This window comes from Thermophilibacter sp. ZX-H3 (assembly GCF_052599055.1).
This window is the reverse complement of record NZ_JBQXES010000011.1, coordinates 18,142-39,577: the sequence shown is the minus strand read 5'-3', so window position 1 is coordinate 39,577 and position 21,436 is coordinate 18,142. Positions and strand designations below refer to the sequence as shown.

The window sequence follows — 21,436 nt, the reverse complement described above, 5'->3', positions numbered from 1 at the left end:
AGGGGTGACGATTGTCGGTGATCTTTGAGCGGAATGCTCGGTAGCGGCAAAAAGAGGCTACAAGAAGCGCAGGTAGAAAATGTCACAGTCGGGGTAGTACTGGAGTCTCGTCCAGAAAGCCACCGACAATCGAAGCCTGGGCAGGGTGCCGCGCCTACGCGAACACGATCTCGCCGGTCTCGGCGTCCATGGACTTCACGATGGCGAGCGACTCCACCTGGTAGCCGCGGCGGCGCAGCTCGTCGCCGCCCGGCTGGAAGCCCTTCTCGATGGCGATGCCGATGCCCTCCACGATGACGCCCGCCTCGTCGCAGATCTGGAGCAGGCCGTTCATCGCGCAGCCCATGGCCATGAAGTCGTCGATGATGAGCACGTGCTCGCCGGGCGTGAGGAAGCGCTTGGCAACGATGACCTGGTACTCACGGCCCTTGGTGTAGCTCGTGATGTTGGTGCGGTACTGGTCGCCGTCGAGGTTCTTGGACTCGGTCTTGCGCGCAAAGACCACGGGCACGCCGCCGAAGTGGGTTGCCGCCACGCACGCGATGCCAATGCCGGAGGCCTCGATCGTGAGGATCTTGTCGATGCGCTTGCCGGCAAAGAGGCGCGCCCACTCGGCGCCCATGTGGTCGTAGAGGGCCACGTCGCACTGGTGGTTGAGGAAGTTGTCGACCTTGAGGACGTTGCCCTCGCGAACGATCCCGTCCCTGCGGATGCGGTCCTCAAGCTCCAGCATGTGCCTGCCCCTCTCGTGTGGTGTTGGCGTCCCGTCCATTATGCACGCTCGGCGCGCATTTGGTTCCGCTCACCTGAAACTTCGTCTGGAATTGTCGGGAGTCAGCGGCTGGCAGCGTCGGGACGCACGCCGAGAGGGGCGCGGGCGAGAAGGACGCGCGCCCGCTACTTGGCGCGCCGACCGAAGAACGGCAGGCGCGGCAGCCGCCCGCGGTACGGGCTCACGAAGTCCTCGTCCCCGATCTGCTCGGCGGCCTCGACCTCGGGAGGCACGCTCTCCACCACGCCGTTGGGCACGTCGGCCACCGGCATGTCGGTGATGTCGGGGACCACGGTGGCGACGGGGCGCTCCTCGCCCGCGGCCTCGGCGGCCGCCTCCGCCTTCTCGCGGTAGCGCATCATCATGTCGCGCTGCAGCTCGACGACGCTCGGCGGAGCCCAGATGAGCGCGTTCGCGCCCGCGGCGATGGTGGCCGCGGCGGTCTCGTCGTCGCGCCCGCCGGTGGCGATGATCGGCAGCGTGGGGAAGGCGGCGCGCAGCTCGGCGATGACCTCGGGCGTGCGCCGGCCGGCCGCCACGTTGATGATGCGCGCGCCGGACTGGATCTTCTCGGCGGCCTCATTGTCAAAGCGCGTGATCGTGGCGATCACGGGGATGTCCACGGTGGAGGCCACCTGGGCGACCATCTCCGGGGTGGCGGGGGAGTTCAGGACCACGCCCGCGGCTCCCTGCATCTCCGAGACCGCGGCGAGCTCCGCGGCGCGCCGGCCCGTGGTGGTGCCGCCGCCCACGCCCACGAAGAGCGGCGCCTCGGCTACCGTGAGCAGCGCCTGCGTGATGGCGGGCTGCGCGGTGAACGGGTAGACGGCAAAGATCGCGTCCGCGTTGGAGTTGCGGATCGCGGCGACGTCGGTGGAGTAGAGCAGCGTCCGGATGCGCCGGCCGAAGAGCGTGAAGCCGCTGCACTCCTCGTAGTTGTCAGGCACGCGCAGCGGCGCCTTGCGCAGGCGGCCCTCGATCGGCTCGGGGCCGTCCGCGGCGGGGACGACCTCGTTGGGCGAGTGGCCGACCTCGAAGATGCCGGGGCTCGCGAAGTGAGCGTTGTGCTCGGGGGCCGGGTTCTTCTCGGCGTGCGTGTCTTCCATGGGGCCTCCCGGGTCTCGTCGTTTTCAGACAGTGTTTTGTTCCCCGCTACGGCCGCTCGTATTCACGTGGCGAGAAAAACCATCTGGCTCGCCTAGGCCTCGGTCTCGAACTCGGCCGCGACCTCCTTGAGCAGATCGCGGATGGGCAGGTGCTGCGGGCACGCGCGCTCGCAGGCGCCGCAGCCCACGCACTCGGACGCAAGGCCGTGGCCGTGCCCCGTGTGGACGGACTTGTAGTAGAACTCGGCCGAGCTCTCCCCGTAGGCGCGCTTGGCGTTGAGGCAGGAGAAGACGTCGGGGATGTTGATCTTCTTGGGGCAGCCGTCCACGCAGTAGCGGCAGGCCGTGCACTCGATGGCGTTCTGGCCGCGCAGGATCTGCGTCACGCGGTCGATGGCGTCGCGCTCGGCGGGGGAGAGCGGCCTGAGCGGCGAGAACGTCGCCACGTTCTCCGCAATCATCTCGGGCGTGCCCATGCCGGAGAGGACCATCTCGACGCCCGGCAGCCCCGCGGCGAAGCGCAGCGCGTAGCTCGCGGGCGAGCCGGGCCCCGCGGCGGCGAGCGCCTCGCGCGCCTCGTCGGGCAGGTTGACGAGCCGGCCGCCCTTGACGGGCTCCATCACGATGATGGGCTTGCCGTGGGCGGCCGCGACCTCGCAGCACGCGCGGCTCTGGATGACGCCGCTCTCCCAGTCGAGGTAGTTGACCTGCAGCTGGACGAACTCGACGTCGGGGTGGTCGGTCAGGATGCGGTCGAGGAAGGCGGCGTTGCTGTGGAACGAGAAGCCCACGTGGCGCACGAGCCCGGCGTCGCGCGCGGCGAAGGCCTCCTCGTAGGCGCCCTCGCGCTGGTACTTCTCGTAGTTGCCCATGCCCTGCGAGTGCATGAGGTAGAAGTCGAAGTAGTCCACGCCGCAGGCGCGCAGCTGGTCCTCGATGAGCGGTCGGATGTCCTCGCGGCGCTCGAAGCCGTTGGGGGAGAGCTTGTCCGCGAGCAGGAACTCGGAGCGGTCGTGGCGCGAGGTGAGCGCCTGCGCGAGCGCCGGCTCGGAGCCTCCGGAGTGGTAGGGGCGCGCGGTGTCGAAGTAGTTGAGGCCACCGTCGAGGAAGGCGTCGACCATCTGCGTGAACGTGGCGATGTCGACGGCGCCGTCCTCAAGCTTGGGCAGGCGCATGCAGCCGAAGCCGAGCTTGCCCCTGGCGTCCTGGAACGGCGCGACGCGCGTGGTCTCTGATCCGATCATGGGTCCCCTCTCCCTCGATGGTCCGGGACCATTGTACGCCGTCCCGGGCGGCCCGTCTCGATTTTGATGCGGGGCGCGCCGCGAGCCGGGCCCCGGGCAGCGAGGCCTCACCTAGAGCGCGAGCTGGGCGAGCTTGAAGAGCGCCACGGCGATCGACCCCACGGCGACGATGCCCTTGAGCAGGGGGGCGTTGATCCTGTGCGCGTTGAAGCTGCCGAGAAGGACGCCCGCCCCGTGCGCCACCAGCGCCGCGGGCAGAAGCGACCACACCTCGGCCCCGACGCCGCCCCCGAGGAGGTAGCCCACGGTCGCGGGCACGGCTATGGCGACGGAGTCGAGCAGTGCCATGCCCACGGCCGTGCGCGGCCCCACGCCCATGAGCATGAGCACGGGAACCACGAGCACGGGCCCGCCCGCGCCTGAGGCGGCGCAGACCACGGCGGTCACGAGGCCCACGACGAAGAGCCTCCCGGCGCCGGGCATGGGCGCGACGTCGGCCGCGCCCTTCTCGCCGGCGCGCATGCGGAGAAGGACGGAGGCCCCCGAGCCCAGCACCACGAGGTAGAGGATCACGGTCAGCACGTCTGCCGGCAGGACGAGCCCGACCTGCGTGCCCGCGAGGGCGCCGAGGAAGCTGCCCGCGAGCAGCCCCGCGCTCGCGCGCAGCGGCAGGTCGCCGGTGCGGCGGTAGGCGGGGCAGCCCAGGGCGCCGGAGACGATGAAGGCCGCGAAGGAGAGCGCGAGGCCTTCCACGGGTGCGAGGCCGAGAAAGCCGGCGTAGAACATCGGCAGCAGGAAGCCCGCGATGCCCGTGAGGCCCACGCAGGCGCCCACGAGCGCGTTGGCGGCCGCGACGAGCGCGAGCGTGCCGGCGCCCACTACGCGACCGCCCCGCTCTTCTCGGCCTCATGCGCGGCGGCGTCGGCGAGCTCGTCGAGGTGGGCCTGGTAGTCCGCGGCGCGGTCCATGATGGCGGCCTCGTCGAGCGTGAGGACCTCGCGGTCGCGCATGACGAGCCGCCCGTCCACGACCATGTCGCGCACGTCTGCCGCGCCCGCGCACTCCACGAGGGTGTTCACGACGTTGCCGGTGGGATACATGCCCGGGTTCACCAGGTCGACGGTGATGAGGTCGGCCACGGCGCCGAGCTCGACTGCGCCCGCGCCCTCGGTGCCCATGAAGGCGGCGCCGTTCTCGGTGGCCATGTTGACGATCGCGCGGGCGGGCATGACGGCGGGGTCGGCGATGGGCACGCCGTGGGTGACGTTCATGATCGAGCGGAAGAGGTGCATCTCCGCCCAGAGGGAGAGCCCGCCGTGGGCCGCGCCGTCGGTGCCGAGGCCCTCGACGACGCCGCGGGAGCGCAGGCTCGGGGTCTCGGGCGTGGCCTTGGCGCAGTTGGAGAACGGGCAGTGGCAGACCTTGACGCCGCGCTCGACGAGGATGTTCTTCTCGACCTCGGAGAGCATGAGGCAGTGCGCGCCGAGGAAGCGCTCGGAGAGCACGCCGCCCAGGCGCTCGAGGTACTCGAAGGGCCGCACGCCCTGGCTCTGGAGGGTGTAGTTGACCTCGGCCGCGTACTCGTTCATGTGGGCCTGGATGAGGGCGCCGCGCTCGTTGGCGTGCTCTGCCGTGCGGCGGATGAGCTCCTCGGAGCAGCTCATGAGCGCGCGCAGGGCGTAGGCCACGCGGATGCGGCCGCCCGCGGCGCCGTCCCAGCGCTCGTAGAGGGCGTCGGCCACGGCCACGGCCTCGTCGGTCGTGGTGGCGATGGAGGCGGGAAGGCCCGGCTGGTCCATCGTGGAGACGGAGAGCGTGGCGCGCAGGCCGGCGGCCTCGTAGACGGAGGCGGCCTCGTCCATGAAGTAGCTGCCGGCGTCCACAAGCGAGGTGGTGCCGGACTTGATCATCTCGAGCGCGGAGAGCTCGGCCGAGAGGCGCATGAGCTCGGGCGTGAGCGTGGACTCGAAGGGCAGCATGATGCGCGTCCAGATCATGGGGAGCTCGTCGAGGACGCGGCCCTTGAGCAGCTGCTGGCCGGTGTGGGTGTGGCAGTCCACGAGGCCGGGCATGACGAGCTTGCCGCGGCCGTCGATGCGCTCGGCGGCCCCGAGGGCGGCGTCGGCCTCTGCGTCCGCCGCGCGCAGCAGGGCGATGCGCCCCGCTTCGATGCCGACGGTCTGGTGGCGGGCCACGCCGGCGGCGTGGGGGAGCAGGACGGTCGCGTCCGTGATGAGGATGTCGAGCATGGTTGCCTCCTGGGGATGTTGAGAGGAAACGGTGCGAAGGGCGTGCCACCGGCGCCGGTGAGGGTGAGCAGGAGCTGGGAGATGATGGCGGTGATGACGAAGGAGCCCGTCATGAAGACGATGCCCACGACGACCATCTTCCAGCCCTGGCGCGCGAAGAAGCCGAGCTGGTCGGCCACGCCGATGCCGGCGAACGCGCCCACGAGCGCGAGCGGCGCCGTGAGGTTGATCACGCCCACCGAGGCGATCACAAAGTCGCGCACCGGGCTCCACGGGCCGGCCACGAGCAGGCCCAGGATCGAGACGTAGGCCACGATCGGGAGCTTGAGCGGGATGAGCTTGGTGCATGCCATGCCCGCGAGGGAGAGCGCCACGAGGATGAGGATCCCCGGCAGGCTCTCCACGATGCCCACCTGAAAGCCCACGAGGTTGGCCAGCGCGATGCCCACCGCGGACACCACGAAGAGAAACGCCCATTCGATGCTGCGCACGCTACTCACCGCCCTTCTCGCCCGCGCCGCCCCTGCCCGCCGCGGCCGCCTCGCGCTCGGCGAGGACCGCGGAGGGCTCGTGCCTCAGCGCCGCGAAGCGCGGCTCGAGGGTCCTGTAGAGCCCGGCGGCGAGCGGCAGCGCGACGAACATCGCCAGGTACACGCCGTCGATGCCGGCGATGGTCTGGCTTGCGGAGGCGAGCGCCGTGATCTGGTCGGCCTGCCCGGGGTAGATGGCGCCGAGCACGCCCGTGGCCGCGGCCATCATGATGCCCGCGCCCACGCCGGCGGCAAGGCCGAGGGAGAGTGGGTCAAAGAGGCCGAACGCCGCCACGAGGCTGGCGAGAAGCCCGAAGTAGATGGTGCCGAGCATGCCGCCCACCACGTAGATGGCGAGGCTGCCCTTGGCCTCCGGGCTCTCCGCGCCGTAGACGTCCGTGGTGACGGCGAGGTTGGTCTCGCGGTTGATCGAGCTCGCGGCGCCGATGGTCTCGCGCTTGAGGCCGAGCGCTAGGGCCACCGGCACGGCGATGAGGATCGTGAGGATGTCGCCGAAGGCGTGTGCGAAGAGCGCCGGCCCCGCCGAGATGACGGTGTCGAGCGAGGCGCCCGCGTTGATGCCGAGCTTGGCGATGAAGGGGCAGATTGCCACGATCACGAGCTTGGAGGCGGCCTTCACCTGGGGGGTCTTGAAGATCTTGGCCACGCTCGGGCCCGAGAGGACGCCCATGATGAGCGAGTAGAAGATGGGGAAGAGGATGAGCGTCCCCGGCCCCAGGGGGATCGAGATCTGGCCGATGGCGCTCGCTATGACCGCGAACACCAGCGCCACGAGATAGGTCTTCCATTCCGCGCGAACGCGCTCCGCGAGCGACGCGTAGGCATACGCCGGCGGCTCCTCGGGCTTTGCCATGAGGCTCCTCCCGTCGACCTTGGGGTTGTGGACGACACGAGGATATCAGAGGTCAGGCGGCATGCGGAAAGAATCTCCCTACCAGAGGCCGTAGATGCTCGTGAAGGCGTCGGCGAGCCCGTCGGCGTCGGCGACCCACCCGTCGCCCTCGCGCAGGAGGCCGATCGAGCTGAAGGCCTCGATGCCCTCGGCGTCCTCGAGCACGCCCGCAAAGACGTCGCCCACGTGCGCCCGCTGCTCGTCGGTGAGGTCAGTGGCCTGGTCCCCGCCGTAGACGCCCCAGAGGTCCTGCTCGACGAGGTATCCCGCGATCGCGTCGTCGAAGGCCCAGAAGACGTCGTTGACGCTGGGCGCGACGACGTCGGCGTACACGACGGCCGTCCCGTCCCCGCGGTCGTACGTGCCGCTGGTCGAGAAGGACGTGCTGGTGATCGCCCACGCGGCGAAGGCGTCCGCGTCTATCCCCAGCTCCTCGGCGGTGTAGCCCTCGACGGAGAGGAGCTTGTCGTCCAGGTAGCCGGCGATGAGGTCGTGCAGGGCGCCGGACTCGGGGTCTGCGAGCGCGCCCGAGAGGGCGGCCGAGGCGGCGAGCTCCATGGCGCCCTCGTCGGCCTCGTCGCTCTCGTAGGAGGTCGGGTAGGACGTGTCCTCGGCGGCGTCGAAGGCGCTTCCGGCGGACGAGGAGACGTTTTCCACGAACTCGCCCACGAGCATGAGGACGGGCACCGCCACGTTCACGGCGATGAGGACGGCGACGACCGCCGCGATGAGCTTCCCGAGCCTCGAGCCCGAGGCCCCGCGGGCGCTGACGGGCTCGGCCGCCGCGGGGGGGGGGGGACGGGGTGGACCGCCGCAACCCCACTGGTGACCCGCGCGGGGGGGGGGGGGGGGGGGAGGGGGGGGGCGGCTTGTCTTCCCCCCCCCCCCCCCCCCCCCCCCCCCGCCGCACGGGCGCGCCGCGCGTGCGCGCCCCTGAGGGAGGTCTCGCCATGGCGCTTCTCGCAAGCTATCACCTGCCCGGGCTCGTCGTGGAGGACCGCTCCTGCGACGTCCCGCTCGACTGGTCGGGCCGTCGCTTCCCCGGCCGCTCGACCAGCCTCTTCTACCGCGTGCTCTGCTCGCCCGAGAACGCGGGGCGCGACCTCCCGTACCTCGTGTTCCTCCAGGGCGGGCCCGGCGGGGCGTGCCCGAGGCTCACCTCGCCGACGAGCGACGGCTGGGTCGAGGAGGCCGTCCGCCACTTCCGCGTGGTCCTTCCCGACCAGCGCGGCACCGGACGCTCCGGGCGCGTTGACGGCGCCGTCGTCGCGCGCGAGGGCGACGCCCGCGCGCAGGCGGCGTTCCTGCGCTGCTTTCTCGCGGACTCGATCGTGCGCGACCTCGAGCACCTGCGGGTGCACGAGCTCGGCGGCGCGCGCTGGGTGACGCTCGGCCAGAGCTACGGCGGATTCCTCACGCTCGCGTACCTCTCGGCCTTCCCCGGCGCGGCGCGGGCGAGCTTCGTCTGCGGGGGCGTCCCGCACGTTCCCGCGAGCGCGGACGAGGTATATGCGCACACCTTCCCGCGCATGGCGGCCAAGACGCGCCTCCTCTACGAGCGCTACCCGCAGGACGAGGAGCGGCTCGCGTTGCTTGCCGAGCGCGCCTCGGCGGGCGGCCTGACGCTGCCCGACGGCTCTCCGCTCGCGGTCAGGCGCCTCCAGTCGCTCGGCCAGGGGCTTGGGATGAAACCGGGCCACGAGCGGCTTCACAACCTGCTCGACCTCGCCTTCTCTGCAGGTGACGGCACGGCGGGGGCCGCGCTTGACGCGGCGGGCGGCGATGTTGCGAGCGTGGAGGTGTCGCCGGCGTTCCTCGCGGGCGTCTGGTCCGCGACCAACGTCGTGGCGAACCCGCTCTACTGGGTGCTTCAGGAGCTCATCTATGCGGACGGCGAGCTCGAGCGTCCGGTCGCGTGGGCCGCGGAGCGCGCCCTGCGGGAGCGCCCGGAGTTCTCGCCCGACGCCCGCCCGCTCATGCTCACCGGAGAGGCGTGCTTCCCGTGGATGTTCGAGGAGATGCCGGAGCTTCGCCCCTTCGCGGGCGCGATGGGCGTCCTCATGGGGGAGACCTCGTTCGGGCGGCTCTACGACCCGGAGGTCCTTCTCGCCAACGAGACGCCGCTCCAGGCCGCCGTCTACCACGACGACCTCTACGTGGACGCGGGCCTGCAGCTGGACACGCTCTCGCGCGTGGGCGCGAGCCACGCCTGGGTGACCAACGAGTTCGAGCACGACGGCGTGCACGGCAGCCAGGTGTTCGGGCGCCTGCTGGAGATGGCCCGCGACCGCGGCGACCTGGACGGCGTGCTGTAGGCCCGCGCTGCCCGTCGCCGGCTCCGTTGGCTCCCGTCAGCCCTGTCGCCCCTGTCACCTCCGTTGTCCCTGCCACCTCCGCCGCCCCTGTCGCCCCTTCGGCTTAGGTGAGCAAATAGATCTAACCGTCGACCCCCTCTTTGCTTAGGTGAGTCGCGTTTCCCCAGGTTCCCGAGGCCTCGGCCCCTTAGGTGAGCAGTGTTGGTTCAAGATTTGTGCTCACCTAAGGAAGGGGACTGGGGCGCGCGGCGAGAAGGGCGCACGGCGAGAAGGACGCGCGGCGAGAAGGACCGCCCGCTAGAACCCCGCCAGCACCTCGGACGTGAGGCGCTCCGCCACGGCGACGGCCACCTCGGCCGCGGCGCGCACGTCGTCGACGCGGCAGATCGCCGTCCCGGCGTGCACGTAGCGACACGGCACGCCCGCCACCACGCAGGGGACGTCGAGCTGGTGCACGGGCCCGCCGTCGGTGCCGCCGCCCTCGCGCACGGAGGTCTGCGCGGGAAGCCCCGCCTCGGACGCCACGCCAAGAACGAAGCGCTGGTAGCGCGGGTGCGTGATCATGCAGCGGTCGAAGTAGCGAAACATCGGGCCCCGGCCCAGCGCGGCCTGCACCTCGTCGGGCGGGCAGAACGTGTCGTCCGCGGGACAGCCCTCGAAGAGGAACGCCGTGGCGGGCGAGAAGCGCCGTGCCGCCGCGGCCACCCCGCGCTCGCCGACCTCCTCCTGCGCGGAGATCGAGGCCACCACGTCGACGGGGAGGTCGTCGCGACGGGAGAGCTCGCGCAGGGCAAGCAGCATCGCGCAGACGCCCGCGCGGCAGTCGAACGCCTTGCCAAAGGCTACGCCGCGGGCCGCGTCGTAGGAGAACGCCGTGTCCGGCACGATCGGCTCGCCCATGCCCATGCGAAAGGCCTCGACCGCCTCCTCGTGCGAGCGCGCGCCCACGTCGAGGATGAGGGCGGTCTTCCCCGATGCGCGCTCGGCCTCGCTCAGGAAGTGCGGCGGCTTCACGCCCACCACGCCTCGCACCCACGAGCCGTCGGTCGCGCGCACCCGCATCCCCTGCCCGGCAAGCGCGCCCGGCGTGAAGCGGCCCAGCTCGACGAAGCTCATCGTGCCGTTGGAGAGCACTGCCTTGACCATGCCGCCCACCTCGTCACCGTGGGCGTCCAGCATGAGGACGGGCTTCTCCCCGGTGAAGTTGCGCGGCGTGATGAGGCCGTCGCGCAGCGTGTTCTCCTCGAAGCTCGCCCAGCCCTCGCAGAACGCGCGCGCCACGGCGAGCGCCTCGTCCTCGAAGCCTGACGGCGCCTTCGCGTTGGAGAGCGCGCCAAGAAGCGCCGCGAGCTCGTCGTTGCTGACGTCCATGCGCATCCTTTCGCCATGTGCAAAAGGGACAGTCACTTTTGCACGCTTTTCCACGTCGGGCGGCGGCGTGCCGGGCCAGCGAGGGCCGTCGCTTCCGACCGTGCCCCACAGTATAGTCTGGCGCAGTCCCTCCGTCGGCGCGTGCGCCCGGGCGAGTGCGGACTGCGGCGAATGGCTCTGGGGGCGGACGGTCGGTCCGGCTTCTCGGGGGAAGGGCTCGCTCACATTGGGGAGGTCATCTCGTCGACCTCGAATCTTGCTCTCGGGTTCGCCGCTGATGGGGGTTCGAGAATGCCTCGGGTTGCTATGATCGGTTCGTACTGACCAGCGCCAGGCGAGAAGAACGGAGCGCTCGATGACGGACGGCATGCCCGGCTGGGCCGCGTGGGGGAGCCTCGCGGAGGAGGAGCTCGCCAGTGAGGCTGAGGCGCTGCTGCGCGAGAGCCGCCGTGCGCCGGTGGACCGAAGGCGCGTGGAGAGGCTGCTCGAGCTCTACGGGCAGCGCTACGACACGCTGCCGGCACGCATCCGCCGCATCGTGGGAGAGATCGAGGTCGAGGACTGAGCGCCGTGCGAAGGGGGCGCGGCCTCTGGCAGAGTCGAGCGCCCTTCTCGCCCCCTGCGCTCGCTAGAATGCTACCAACGGCTCCGTACGGGGAGGTGCACCATGGCAAACCTGCTGAAGGAACGCTACGACGCGCTGGTCGAGAAGTGGGTCGCGCTGCCCGACGCGCGCCGCGAGAGGCTCCTCGGCGACTTCGTCGCCGACTACGTCTACAACTCCGAGAAGATCGAGAACGAGGAGCTCACGTTTGCCACGGTGAGCCAGATCATCAAGGGCGACGCCGTCAGGGACTACACCGGCGACGTCCAGGTGCTCGTGGAGACGCGCAACCTCAAGATCTCCTGGGACCTCGCCCGCGTCAGGCTCGCGGAGGACCCGTGCCTCTCCGAGGAGCTCATCCAGGAGGCCCAGGGGCTCGTGACCATGGGGACGTACAAGGAGAAGCTCCTGCTCGCAGGCGAGCGCCCGGGCACCTTCAAGCTGGAGAACTACGTCGGCGGCCCGGCGAGCGTCGGCATCCCCGCGGTTGAGGTACCGCACGCGGTGGGCGTCCTCGCCGACGACGTCAACACCGAGCTCGAGGCGGGTGGGCGCCACCTCACCATCGCCGCCTACCTTCACGCGCGCCTCTCGGAGATCCACCCCTTCGCGGACGGCAACGGCCGCACCGCGCGGCTGCTCATGAACGGGGTGCTCCTCGCCATGGGGATGCCGCCCATCGTGATCCGCGCGCAGGACCACGGGGCGTACCACGCCGGGCTCGACGTCTTCCACCTCGAGGGCGACCTCAGCCCGTTCCGGCGGTTCCTCCGCAACGAGACGCTGCTCACCTGGGAGGGGCTCATCGACTAGACATGGCGGGAAACCCCTTCGACCTCAACCGGGACGGACGCTGGTCCACGCCGGAGCGCGCGTTCACGCACTACGGCGTGGACCCGCTCGTGCGCGGAGGGGGAGGGGGCGCCCGCGGCGGCTGCGGGTGCGCGCTCGCGCTTCTCGCCCTGCTGGCGCTCGTTCTTCTCTCCCTTGTGATGTGAAGATGTGGACTCCTCAAAAAAGTCCTTGCATCGGACGGCGGGGTCTTGCATAATAGTCGAGCTGCTTGAAGAGGTGGCCAAAATGGTGGGTGTAGCTCAGTTGGCAGAGCGACGGACTGTGGCTCCGTAGGTCGAGGGTTCGAGACCCTTCGCCCACCCCATTTAATCGAATACGGATCGTTAGCTCAGCTGGTAGAGCAGGGGACTCTTAATCCCAAGGTCCAGGGTTCGAACCCCTGACGATCCACCACTTTTGGATCGTTAGCTCAGCTGGTAGAGCAGGGGACTCTTAATCCCAAGGTCCAGGGTTCGAACCCCTGACGATCCACCACGATAGATTCGGCCGGGTGCCTTCGGGTGCCCGGCCGTTTTGCTGTGTCGCGGCCGGGGCGGGCTGGGGCCGCCCGAGCATGCCCCCACGCACGGATCGCTGGCCCCGAGCGGGAGGTTCCGTGCGCGGGGGCATGCTCGCGAGGCGCCCCCTCAACCACGCCGCAAGCCGCGGCGGGCCCCCGATTCCGTCCGGGCGGCATGGTATCCTGCCTGTGCAGGAAAGGGGAGGGAAGGCACATGGCAAGAAGGACGGACGGCGCGCGGCGCCCCCAGAGCAGGCCCGCGCTCATCGTTGCGATACTCTTCGTCGCGCTCCTGGCGCTCGGCGCAGCGGGCGCGCTCCCGGGCGTCCCCGGGCTGCAGGCGGCGCAGGAGCCGACGCGCATATCCGAGCGGCAGGCCGGCTACACCGAGTGGGACCCCGACGAGAGCCCGGACTACTACCGCGTGGTCGGGACGGCCGTCGTCGACGTGGACCTGGAGCCGGGGGAGACCCGCTACGAGGGGCTCGACTCGCTCGGGCGCACGGGCCGCGTGGTCGCGCTCGTCACGCCCGAGATGTCGCGCGAGGGCACGGACCGCGAGCGCGAGGACATCCACGAGATACACCCCGCCGGGTGGGGGCACAACCGCGAGGTGGACATCGTGAACCCCGACGGCTCCACCTACCACGGCGCGATCTTCAACCGCAGCCACCTGCTCGCCAAGTCCCTCGGAGGGGACGACGCGGACTACAATCTGGTCACGGGCACGCGCACGCAGAACGTCGGCGACAACACGGGCCAGAACGGCGGCATGGCCTACACCGAGGGCCTCGCGCGCGACTGGCTGCGCCACAACGACGGGACCGTCTACTACTCCGCGACGCCCGTCTACGAGGGCGACGAGCTCCTGCCGAGGAGCGTCATCGTGGACGTGCGCAGCTCGGACGGCGAGCTTGACCTCGAGGTCGAGGTCTACAACGCCGTGGCCGGGTACGACGTCGACTACGCGACGGGGCGCTTCTCCGTCGCGGGGGAGTGAGGGGGCATGTCCGAGGGACCTGACGTCATCGAGGCCGCGCTCGAGCCTGACGACGCCCTGCTCGAGCAGGTGGTCGAGAAGGACGTAGAGTGGGAGGGGCGCATCTTCTCCGTTGAGCACCTGCGGGTGGCGCTCTCCGACGGCTCCCTCGACTGGCGCGAGGTGGTGCGCCATCACGGCGGCGCCGGCGTGGTTGCGGTGCGCGACGGGCGCGTGTGCCTGGTGCGCCAGTATCGCGTGGCGTTGGGGCGCATGACGCTCGAGATCCCCGCCGGCAAGGTCGACCCGGACGAGCCGCGCGACGTCTGCGCCGCCCGCGAGCTCACCGAGGAGACGGGCCTCGTGGCCGACCGCCTGGAGCTCCTCGCGGAGTCCTACGGCGCCCCCGGCTTCACGAACGAGCACACCTCGGTGTACTTCGCCCACGGCCTCACGCAGGGGGAGGCGGCGCCCGACGAGGGCGAGTTCCTGAACGTCCTGTGGGTGGGCGTCGAGGACGCCGTGGAGGCCATTCGTCGCGGCCTCATCGACGACGCCAAGACCGTGACCGGCATTCTCGCGGCGTGGGCGTACGGGTTGCTATAGAATGACCACGCGGCATGCCGCGACGCGCGCCCTTAGCTCAGTTGGATAGAGCCGCGGACTTCTAATCCGAAGGTCGGGGGTTCGAATCCCTCAGGGCGCACCATGACTGCCTCGGGCCGGGCCACCCCCTGTGGGGCCCGGCCCGTTCTTCTCGCCGGCCCCTCCACCTCGGTCGGCGCGTCCGCAGCAGCTACTGATATATGAGATGGTTCCCCGTCCCAGACGCGCTCGCGGGGGCCGGGACGGCCCTTTGGCGGAAATCCTTACGCCGTATAGGCGATTCCCGGTTTGTTGCGAGGGTGTTATGCGGCATACTTGAGTCCGTGAGTCTGCCCGTTGGAAGGAGCGCGCGTTGATTTACACAATGACGTTGAACCCCGCCCTTGACTACGTCATGCACCCGCTGACGCTGGACATGGGCTTTACCAACAGGTCCTCGAACGAGGAGCTGCACTGCGGCGGCAACGGCATCAACATCTCGACCCTGCTCAACGAGCTCGACGTCCCCAGCATCGCGATGGGCATCGCCGCCGGCTTCACCGGCGACTACCTCCTCAGGCGCCTGCAGGAGAAGGGCATCGCGAGCAACTTCGTCATCCTCGACCGCGGCTACACGCGCATCAACGTCAAGCTCAACGGCATCGTCATGACGATGGTCAACGGCATGGGCCCCAAGATCCCCGAGAAGAAGGTCAACGAGCTGCTCGAGCGCATGGACATCGTCGGCTCCGACGATACGCTCGTCCTGACGGGCTCGATTCCCAACTCCCTGCCCGAGGACATGTACATGCAGATCATGCGCCGCCTCGGCGGGCGCGGCATCCAGTTCGTCGTGGACGCCCCCGGCCAGCTCCTGATGGAGTCCCTCGAGGCGCACCCGTTCCTCATCAAGCCCAACAACCACGAGGTCGGCCGCATCTTCGGCGCGGAGATCGAGGAGCCCGAGGAGTGCATGCCGTACGCCCACAAGCTCCAGGAGGCCGGCGCGCGCAACGTCATCATCTCCTGTGGCGGCCACGGCTCGCTGCTGCTCGACGAGAACGGCGCCGAGCACGTCGTCCCGACCGCCAAGATCCGCCTGGTCAACGCCACCGGCGCCGGCGACTCCATGGTCGGCGGCTTCCTCGCCCAGGTCACGCGCGGCGTGGACTACGAGACCGCGCTCATCTTCGCCTCCGCCTGCGGCACCGCGACGGCGGCGAGCAAGGGCATCGCCAAGCGCTCGACGATCGACCGCGTCGTCGGCGCGCTCTACAAGAAGATGGGCCGCGCCATTCCCGGCTCCATCGCGCGCGACATGGAGGCCAACAAGGCCCGCGAGGCCGCGCTCGAGGCGGCCGAGAAGGCGGAGAAGGCCGAGAAGTAGCCTCTCGCGCGCGGGCCCTGTCGGCCCGCTCCTTGGTGTTCCCGTCCCGCAAGGGACGTGGTCATACTGGGACATGGCCGCGTCGGCGGCCAGGAAGTAGGGGGAAGAGATGTACGAGGGAGTCAACGCATCGGACGGCATCGGCATCGGCGTCGCGCGCGTCGCCGTGGAGCCCGACCTGAGCTTCACGCCGCACAAGCCCGAGGACGCCGGTGACGAGAAGCAGCGCTACGCCGCCGCCGTCGCCAAGTTCATCGAGCAGACCAACGCCCAGATCGAGCGCATGAAGGTGACGGTGGGCGAGGAGGCCGCCGCCATCATGGGCGCCCACATCGAGTTTGCCGAGGACGACGGCATCAAGGACATGGTCAACGGCTCCATCGAGAGCGGCATGTGCGCCGAGCAGGCCGTCTCCGAGGCCTATGACATGTACTACAACATGTTCGCCAACATGGAGGACGAGCTCTTCCGCGAGCGCGCGGCCGACGTCGCCGACGTCAAGACCGGGCTTCTCGCCGACCTTCTGGGCAAGGAGGTCGTCGACCTCTCCACGCTGCCCGAGAACTCCGTCGTCGTGGTGCACGAGCTCACGCCGTCCATGACCGCGGACATCGACAAGGACAACGTCGCCGCCATCGTCACCGAGACCGGCGGCCGCACGTCCCACTCCGCCATCATCGCCCGCGCGCTTGAGATCCCGGCCGTCCTCTCCGTGGCCGACGTCACCAAGAACATCAAGAGCGGCGACATGGTCATCGTCGACGGCTCGCGCGGCCGCGTCCTCGTGAACCCGGGCGACAACGACCTCGCGCACTATCGCGCCAAGGCCAAGCAGTACGCCGAGGAGAAGCTCGCGCTCGAGGCCTACCGCGGCAAGGAGACCGTCACCGGCGACGGCGAGAAGGTCCTTCTCGTCGCCAACATCGGCAACCCCGACGACGCCAACGTCGCATCCGAGCACGACTGCGAGGGCGTGGGCCTCTTCCGCTCCGAGTTCCTCTTCATGGACGCCAAGGAGCTCCCGAGCGAGGACGAGCAGTTCGCCGCGTACCAGAAGGTCGCCCTGCGCATGAAGGACCAGCCGGTCATCATCCGCACGCTCGACGTGGGCGGCGACAAGGAGATCCCGTACATGAACCTCCAGAAGGAGGAGAACCCCTTCATGGGGTACCGTGCGGTGCGCTACTGCCTCAACAACCCCGACCAGTACAAGGTCCAGCTCACGGCTCTGCTGCGCGCCTCCGCCTTCGGCGACATCAAGATCATGATCCCGCTCGTCACCAACATCGACGAGATTCGCCAGGTCAAGGCCCTCGTCGAGGAGTGCAAGGCCGAGCTCGACGCCCGCGGCGTGTCCTATAACAAGGACATCGAGGTCGGCACCATGATCGAGACGCCCGCCGCGTCGCTGATCGCCGACGACCTCGCCGCCGAGTGCGACTTCTTCTCCATCGGCACCAACGACCTCATCGGCTACACCATGTGCGCCGACCGCGGCAACGACCGCGTGGGCTACCTCTACGACGTCTACCAGCCCGCCGTGCTGCGCTCGCTCAAGCGCATCATCGAGGAGGGCCGCAAGGCCGGCATCATGGTCGGCATGTGCGGCGAGGCCGCGGCAGACCCGCTGCTCATCCCGGTGCTGCTCTCCTTCGGCCTGAACGAGTTCTCCGTGAGCGCGCCGTCGATCCTGCGCACGCGCCGCATCATCTCCGAGTGGACGAAGGCTGACGCCGACGCCCTCACCGAGAAGGTCATGAAGCTCAAGACCGCCGCCGAGGTCAAGGCCATGCTCCAGGCCGCTGCCCGCTAAAAGGGGACGCTAAAAGGGGACGGGTTATTTCTCTCAGAGTTTCTGGGACAGGTTATTGGACGGTGTCGCTAGGCGCGGCACCGTCCTTTCTGTAAATGGGGACGGGTTATTTCCTCAGAGAAGACGGGACGCCGCCTATGATGGCTTGCTTTCCGTTAGGTGACCGCTTGCGTGCTCCACGCTTACACGGTTCTTCTCGTTACTTTATCTTTGAGACTTACCAAATTATACCTATCCATTGATATTGTTTATTACCCCTTTCAGCTGATATGGTTGTTGCCTGTCGAGGATGGGAGGCAACATGCCGAGGTGCGCCAGGAGGGTCTCAGATTCAGGCTTCTACCATGTGATGCTGCGGGGAAACGGGCGACAGGTCATCTTTGAGGATGATGCGGACCGCCGTGCCTTTCTGGAGGCGCTGGCCGGGACGATGTCCGCGCGCGGCATTGCGATAGTTGCGTGGTGCCTCATGTCCAACCACGTCCACCTGCTCCTGATCGACGCCGAGGGACGCCTGAGCGAGGCGGTTCATGCGCTGACGACCGGCTACGCGGGCCGGTTCAACAGGCGTGCCGGCCATGTTGGGTCGGTGTTCGGCGGACGGTTCCGGAGCGTTCCCGTCGAGGGCGACGCCCAGCTGCTTGCGGCCGTCCGCTACATCCACGACAATCCCGTCAAGGCGGGGCTCTGCGGGGCTCCCGGGGAATACCCGTGGAGCAGCTACCGCGAGTATGTCGGGCAGCCGAGGATAGTCAGCGTCGATGCGGTCCTCGATCTGCTGGGAGGGATTGAGCAGTTTGAGCTGTTCAGTCTCGAGCATCGTCCGACCGGGTACTGCTTCATGCCGGGGACGCGCGTTCCGGAGGAGGACGCGGTCGATGTGGCGCGCGCCGCGATCTATCCCCTCGAGCTCGCGGACGTCAGGGCGCTGGATGGGGCCGAGAGGGACGGCGCGCTCTCGCTGATGAGCGAGGCCGGGCTCTCTGTCAGGCAGCTTGAGCGTCTGACGGGGGTCGGCAGGTATGCCATAGAGAGGAGTCTGCTGCTCTCGAGAAACGGATAGCGCCAAGGTCGGGCGGTGCGGGCATCGCGGCCGAACGATGCTCGCACGTGACGTCCGCGGTCGCCCCTGGCCTGTCCCATTTTCTCTGAGAGAAAAAACACGTCCCCAATTAGCACAATTAGCAGACAACGCGGAGGGCGCGGGGGATGACGTCGATCTCAAAGTGGGTGCCCTGGAGGCGTTCGCCGTCGACCTGGCAGGGCGGCTCCTCGGCGAAGTCGAGCACGGCGCGGCGGATGCGGCGCAGGCTCACGACGCTCGACCGCGCGTGGCGCCCGCTCCGCGCCAGCCCGAAGAGCGCCAGCAGGTGGGGGAGCAGCGGCTTCTTGACGTTGTAGCAGACGTCGAGAAGGCCGTCTCCGGGGTCGGCGTCAGGGCAGATCCTGAAGCCGCCGCCATAGGTGGGTCCCACCTGCACGGCAAAGATGAGCGTCTTGAGGTCGACGGGCTTCTCGTCGTCGAAGCTCGCCGTGCAGGGAAAGCCGCCGCGCGCCCGGGAGAGGATCTTGAGCCCCGAGGTGATGAAGAGCGCCTCGCCCTCCTGCGAGGTGTTGGCCGCGCGACGGTCAGTGGTGTCCAGCGCGATTGCCGCGTCGAGGCCGAACGAGAGGGTCTGCATGAAGTGGACGCCGTTGACGCGCCCGACCTCAAGCTCGCGCACCGTGCCGCGTACGAGTTGGGCAAACGCCCCCTCGACGTCGTTCTTCACCATGCCGAGCGTGCGGGCGTAGTCGTTTCCCGAGCCGAGGGGGATGACGCCGAGCTGCGGTCGAGCGGACTCCGGAAGCCTCATGAGACCGTTCACGACCTCGTGGATGACGCCGTCGCCGCCGAGCGCGAGCACCGTGTCAAAGCCAACGGCGCCGGCGGCGATCCCCACGGCGTCGCCGGGACCCTTGGTGAGGCGCACCTCGTAGCCGCGCGTGGCGGTGGAATAGCTTCCCAGGAAGTGGCGGGCAAAGTCGGCGCCGGCGGCGCCCTTGCCGCTGTGGGCGGCGGGGTTGGCAATAAGCAGCGTGCGTCCGAGCGGGGATTGTGCCATAAGACGTCCTTCTCGAGGTTCTTCTCGCCTCGATTGTACGCCAGACGTTGCTGTGCGCGGTCTATGTCCCGGCTTGGTCAAGCGGGCGAGAAGGACGGCGAGCGTCGGGCCATGGGATGTGTGGATTGGGGGCTATCCCTAATTTGCAGATTGCCCGAACGGGAGCACTCGCCTATACTGGACACTTGCGACCGGGGCGTGGCGCAGCTTGGTAGCGCATCTGCTTTGGGAGCAGAGGGTCGCTGGTTCGAATCCAGTCGCCCCGACCACGCAACGCGGGTGTGGTTCAATGGTAGAACCTCAGCCTTCCAAGCTGATGACGCGGGTTCGATTCCCGTCACCCGCTCCAGAACTTGACGAGCCCGGGCCAGCGCCCGGGCTTTTCTGTAAATTGGGGACGGGTTATTTCTCTCAGAGAAAACGGGACAGGCCTGGGGTGATTCACATTCCAGGCCTGTCCCCATCTCCCTGAGAGGGAAAACCCGTCCCCTTTTCGGGTAGAGGGCGTGTGGATTGCGCCTGTGTTTCGTGTGTACGGGAGATTACGCGCGAGGTTCGATGCCGTTACACTTCTCGTGCGGATTTGTGCCGCCACGTTTCGTCAACGTATCCTCTCTTCCGGAACTTTCGTCGCGGCTGCGGTCGCAGGAGAGGGGAGAATCCCATGACGTATTCCGAGAGAGTCATCGCCGAGCTCGAGGCCCGCTACCCCGAGCAGCTCGAGTTCATCCAGGCGGCCAAGGAGGTCCTCGAGACCCTGCAGCCCGCCCTCGACGCCCACTCCGAGTACGAGGAGAACGCGCTTCTCGAGCGCATCGTCGAGCCGGAGCGCGTGATCATGTTCCGCGTGCCGTGGGTCGACGACGAGGGGAAGGTCCAGGTCAACCGTGGCTATCGCGTCGAGTTCAACTCCGCCATCGGCCCCTACAAGGGCGGCCTGCGCTTCAACCCCACCGTCACCGTGGGCATGCTCAAGTTCCTCGGCTTCGAGCAGATCTTCAAGAACAGCCTGACCACGCTGCCCATGGGCGGCGGTAAGGGCGGCGCCGACTTCGACCCCAAGGGCAAGTCCAACCGCGAGGTCATGGCCTTCTGCCAGTCCTTCATGACCGAGCTCTTCCGCCACATCGGCCCCAACACCGACGTCCCCGCCGGCGACCTGGGCGTGGGCGGCCGTGAGGTTGCCTACATGTTCGGCCAGTACAAGCGCCTCAAGAACGAGTGGACCGGCGTCCTCACGGGCAAGGGCCTCACCTTCGGCGGCTCGCTCGCCCGCACCGAGGCCACCGGCTACGGCCTGGTCTACTTCGTCGACGAGTACCTCAAGAGCGCCGGCGACTCCTTCGAGGGCAAGAAGGTCGTCGTCCACGGCTCCGGCAACGTGGCCATCTACGCGATCCAGAAGGTCGCCCAGCTCGGCGGAACCGTCATCGCCTGCTCCGACACCAAGGGCTGGGTTGAGGACGCCGAGGGCATCGACTACCAGGTGCTCGAGCACATCTACAACAAGAAGCGCTCCGGCCACGACCAGGGCGTCTCCCTCGCGATGTACGTCGACGAGCGCCCGAACGCGGTCTGGCACGAGGGCGACGGCCGCGGCGTCTGGCAGCTCCCCTGCGACATCGCGCTGCCCTGCGCCCGCGAGAACACCCTGCACCTCGAGGACGCCCAGGCGCTCGTGGCCAACGGCTGCAAGGTCGTGGGCGAGGGCGCGAACATGCCCACCACGCCAGACGCCACCACCTACCTCATGGAGAACGGCGTCGCCTTCATGCCCGGCAAGGCGGCCAACGCCGGCGGCGTGCTCGTCTCCGGCCTTGAGATGAGCCAGAACGCCGAGCACCTCTCCTGGACCTTCGAGGAGGTCGACGGCAAGCTCGAGAGCCTCATGCGCGGCATGTTCCACAACGTGGACGACACCGCCCGCGAGTACGGCCACGAGGGCAACTTCGTCATGGGCGCCAACATCGCCGGCTTCCTCAAGGTCGCCGAGGCCATGATGGCCCAGGGCGTGTGCTAGTAGCCTGACCTGATACGCGCTGGGGGAGGCCCCTCCGGTTCTCACGCAAGAGCGTGCTTCGCTGAGCTCTTGCTTGGAGAACAGGAGGG

Annotated in this window: 20 protein-coding genes and 6 tRNA genes; 16 read left to right on the top strand and 10 right to left on the bottom strand. The window is 68.8% G+C overall.

The features are described from left to right. Positions 1-154: 154 nt before the first annotated feature. The 8 genes from ACULPM_RS06085 to ACULPM_RS06050 all read right to left on the bottom strand — a co-directional run bounded on the left by ACULPM_RS06085 (position 155) and on the right by ACULPM_RS06050 (position 7,501). Complete coding sequence (locus ACULPM_RS06085) at positions 155-733, bottom strand: xanthine phosphoribosyltransferase (protein WP_167930246.1); 579 nt, start codon at positions 731-733, stop codon at positions 155-157. 164 nt (positions 734-897) lie between these two features. Then, positions 898-1,878 carry a hypothetical protein gene (locus tag ACULPM_RS06080; protein ID WP_445331974.1) on the bottom strand — a complete coding sequence of 327 codons (981 nt, stop codon included), beginning with the start codon at positions 1,876-1,878 and terminating at the stop codon, positions 898-900. Between the two features lie 92 nt (positions 1,879-1,970). Further along, positions 1,971-3,122: an aldo/keto reductase gene (locus ACULPM_RS06075; protein WP_445331973.1), complete on the bottom strand. Its 1,152-nt coding sequence runs from the start codon at positions 3,120-3,122 to the stop codon at positions 1,971-1,973. 111 nt (positions 3,123-3,233) lie between these two features. Continuing rightward, positions 3,234-4,001 (bottom strand): sulfite exporter TauE/SafE family protein, encoded by a 768-nt coding sequence (locus ACULPM_RS06070; protein WP_167930244.1) that lies wholly within the window; start codon positions 3,999-4,001, stop codon positions 3,234-3,236. Beyond that, positions 4,001-5,194, bottom strand: coding sequence for an amidohydrolase family protein (locus ACULPM_RS06065; protein WP_445332006.1), 1,194 nt, complete (start codon positions 5,192-5,194; stop codon positions 4,001-4,003). Before ACULPM_RS06065 ends, ACULPM_RS06070 begins: the two co-directional genes overlap by 1 nt. Continuing rightward, positions 5,116-5,871, bottom strand: a complete 756-nt coding sequence (locus ACULPM_RS06060; protein WP_445331972.1) for a hypothetical protein — start codon at positions 5,869-5,871, stop codon at positions 5,116-5,118. The genes ACULPM_RS06065 and ACULPM_RS06060 overlap by 79 nt, the downstream gene beginning before the upstream one ends. Next, positions 5,864-6,775: a DUF3100 domain-containing protein gene (locus ACULPM_RS06055; protein ID WP_445331971.1), complete on the bottom strand. Its 912-nt coding sequence runs from the start codon at positions 6,773-6,775 to the stop codon at positions 5,864-5,866. The genes ACULPM_RS06060 and ACULPM_RS06055 overlap by 8 nt, the downstream gene beginning before the upstream one ends. Before the next feature lie 78 nt (positions 6,776-6,853). Continuing rightward, positions 6,854-7,501, bottom strand: coding sequence for a hypothetical protein (locus ACULPM_RS06050; protein ID WP_445332323.1), 648 nt, complete (start codon positions 7,499-7,501; stop codon positions 6,854-6,856). 263 nt (positions 7,502-7,764) lie between these two features. Here ACULPM_RS06050 and ACULPM_RS06045 point away from each other — a divergent pair, with 263 nt between their 5' ends. Continuing rightward, positions 7,765-9,129: an alpha/beta fold hydrolase gene (locus ACULPM_RS06045; RefSeq protein WP_445331817.1), complete on the top strand. Its 1,365-nt coding sequence runs from the start codon at positions 7,765-7,767 to the stop codon at positions 9,127-9,129. Positions 9,130-9,426: 297 nt separating this feature from the next. Here the strand turns inward: ACULPM_RS06045 and ACULPM_RS06040 are convergent, their stop codons facing one another. Next, positions 9,427-10,500: a M42 family metallopeptidase gene (locus ACULPM_RS06040; RefSeq protein WP_445331818.1), complete on the bottom strand. Its 1,074-nt coding sequence runs from the start codon at positions 10,498-10,500 to the stop codon at positions 9,427-9,429. 355 nt (positions 10,501-10,855) lie between these two features. Between ACULPM_RS06040 and ACULPM_RS06035 the strand changes: the two genes are divergently transcribed. The 12 genes from ACULPM_RS06035 (at position 10,856) to ACULPM_RS05980 (ending at position 18,285) form a co-directional block, all read left to right on the top strand. Next, positions 10,856-11,065 carry a hypothetical protein gene (locus ACULPM_RS06035; RefSeq protein WP_445331819.1) on the top strand — a complete coding sequence of 70 codons (210 nt, stop codon included), beginning with the start codon at positions 10,856-10,858 and terminating at the stop codon, positions 11,063-11,065. 102 nt (positions 11,066-11,167) lie between these two features. Then, complete coding sequence (locus ACULPM_RS06030; RefSeq protein WP_445331820.1) at positions 11,168-11,917, top strand: Fic family protein; 750 nt, start codon at positions 11,168-11,170, stop codon at positions 11,915-11,917. Between the two features lie 2 nt (positions 11,918-11,919). Continuing rightward, complete coding sequence (locus ACULPM_RS06025; protein ID WP_445331821.1) at positions 11,920-12,102, top strand: hypothetical protein; 183 nt, start codon at positions 11,920-11,922, stop codon at positions 12,100-12,102. An 85-nt stretch (positions 12,103-12,187) separates the two neighbouring features. Next, a tRNA-His gene (locus tag ACULPM_RS06020) sits at positions 12,188-12,263 on the top strand. 13 nt (positions 12,264-12,276) lie between these two features. After that, positions 12,277-12,352: transfer RNA gene (locus tag ACULPM_RS06015), tRNA-Lys, on the top strand. A gap of 5 nt (positions 12,353-12,357) precedes the next feature. Further along, positions 12,358-12,433: transfer RNA gene (locus ACULPM_RS06010), tRNA-Lys, on the top strand. A 239-nt stretch (positions 12,434-12,672) separates the two neighbouring features. Then, positions 12,673-13,458, top strand: coding sequence for a DNA/RNA non-specific endonuclease (locus ACULPM_RS06005; protein WP_445331822.1), 786 nt, complete (start codon positions 12,673-12,675; stop codon positions 13,456-13,458). A 6-nt stretch (positions 13,459-13,464) separates the two neighbouring features. Continuing rightward, positions 13,465-14,043, top strand: coding sequence for an NUDIX hydrolase (locus ACULPM_RS06000; RefSeq protein WP_445331823.1), 579 nt, complete (start codon positions 13,465-13,467; stop codon positions 14,041-14,043). Positions 14,044-14,069: 26 nt separating this feature from the next. Beyond that, positions 14,070-14,146 (top strand) — tRNA-Arg (locus tag ACULPM_RS05995). 249 nt (positions 14,147-14,395) lie between these two features. Beyond that, positions 14,396-15,409, top strand: a complete 1,014-nt coding sequence (locus ACULPM_RS05990) for a 1-phosphofructokinase family hexose kinase (protein WP_167929604.1) — start codon at positions 14,396-14,398, stop codon at positions 15,407-15,409. Between the two features lie 109 nt (positions 15,410-15,518). Then, complete coding sequence (gene ptsP, locus ACULPM_RS05985; RefSeq protein ID WP_167929605.1) at positions 15,519-17,222, top strand: phosphoenolpyruvate--protein phosphotransferase; 1,704 nt, start codon at positions 15,519-15,521, stop codon at positions 17,220-17,222. Positions 17,223-17,523: 301 nt separating this feature from the next. Beyond that, positions 17,524-18,285: a transposase gene (locus ACULPM_RS05980; protein ID WP_445331824.1), complete on the top strand. Its 762-nt coding sequence runs from the start codon at positions 17,524-17,526 to the stop codon at positions 18,283-18,285. Positions 18,286-18,403: 118 nt separating this feature from the next. On the opposite strand, the gene ACULPM_RS05975 is transcribed toward ACULPM_RS05980, so the two are convergent. After that, positions 18,404-19,327, bottom strand: coding sequence for a diacylglycerol/lipid kinase family protein (locus ACULPM_RS05975; protein WP_445331825.1), 924 nt, complete (start codon positions 19,325-19,327; stop codon positions 18,404-18,406). Positions 19,328-19,519: 192 nt separating this feature from the next. On the opposite strand from ACULPM_RS05975, the gene ACULPM_RS05970 reads away from it, so the two are divergent. From ACULPM_RS05970 to gdhA, 3 genes are all read left to right on the top strand, one after another. After that, positions 19,520-19,596: transfer RNA gene (locus ACULPM_RS05970), tRNA-Pro, on the top strand. Positions 19,597-19,602: 6 nt separating this feature from the next. Further along, a tRNA-Gly gene (locus ACULPM_RS05965) sits at positions 19,603-19,676 on the top strand. A gap of 315 nt (positions 19,677-19,991) precedes the next feature. Next, the gene (gene gdhA / locus ACULPM_RS05960) at positions 19,992-21,347 is read left to right on the top strand and encodes an NADP-specific glutamate dehydrogenase (RefSeq protein WP_445331826.1); all 1,356 of its coding nucleotides are present in this window, start codon (positions 19,992-19,994) and stop codon (positions 21,345-21,347) included. The last annotated feature ends 89 nt before the right edge of the window (positions 21,348-21,436 follow it).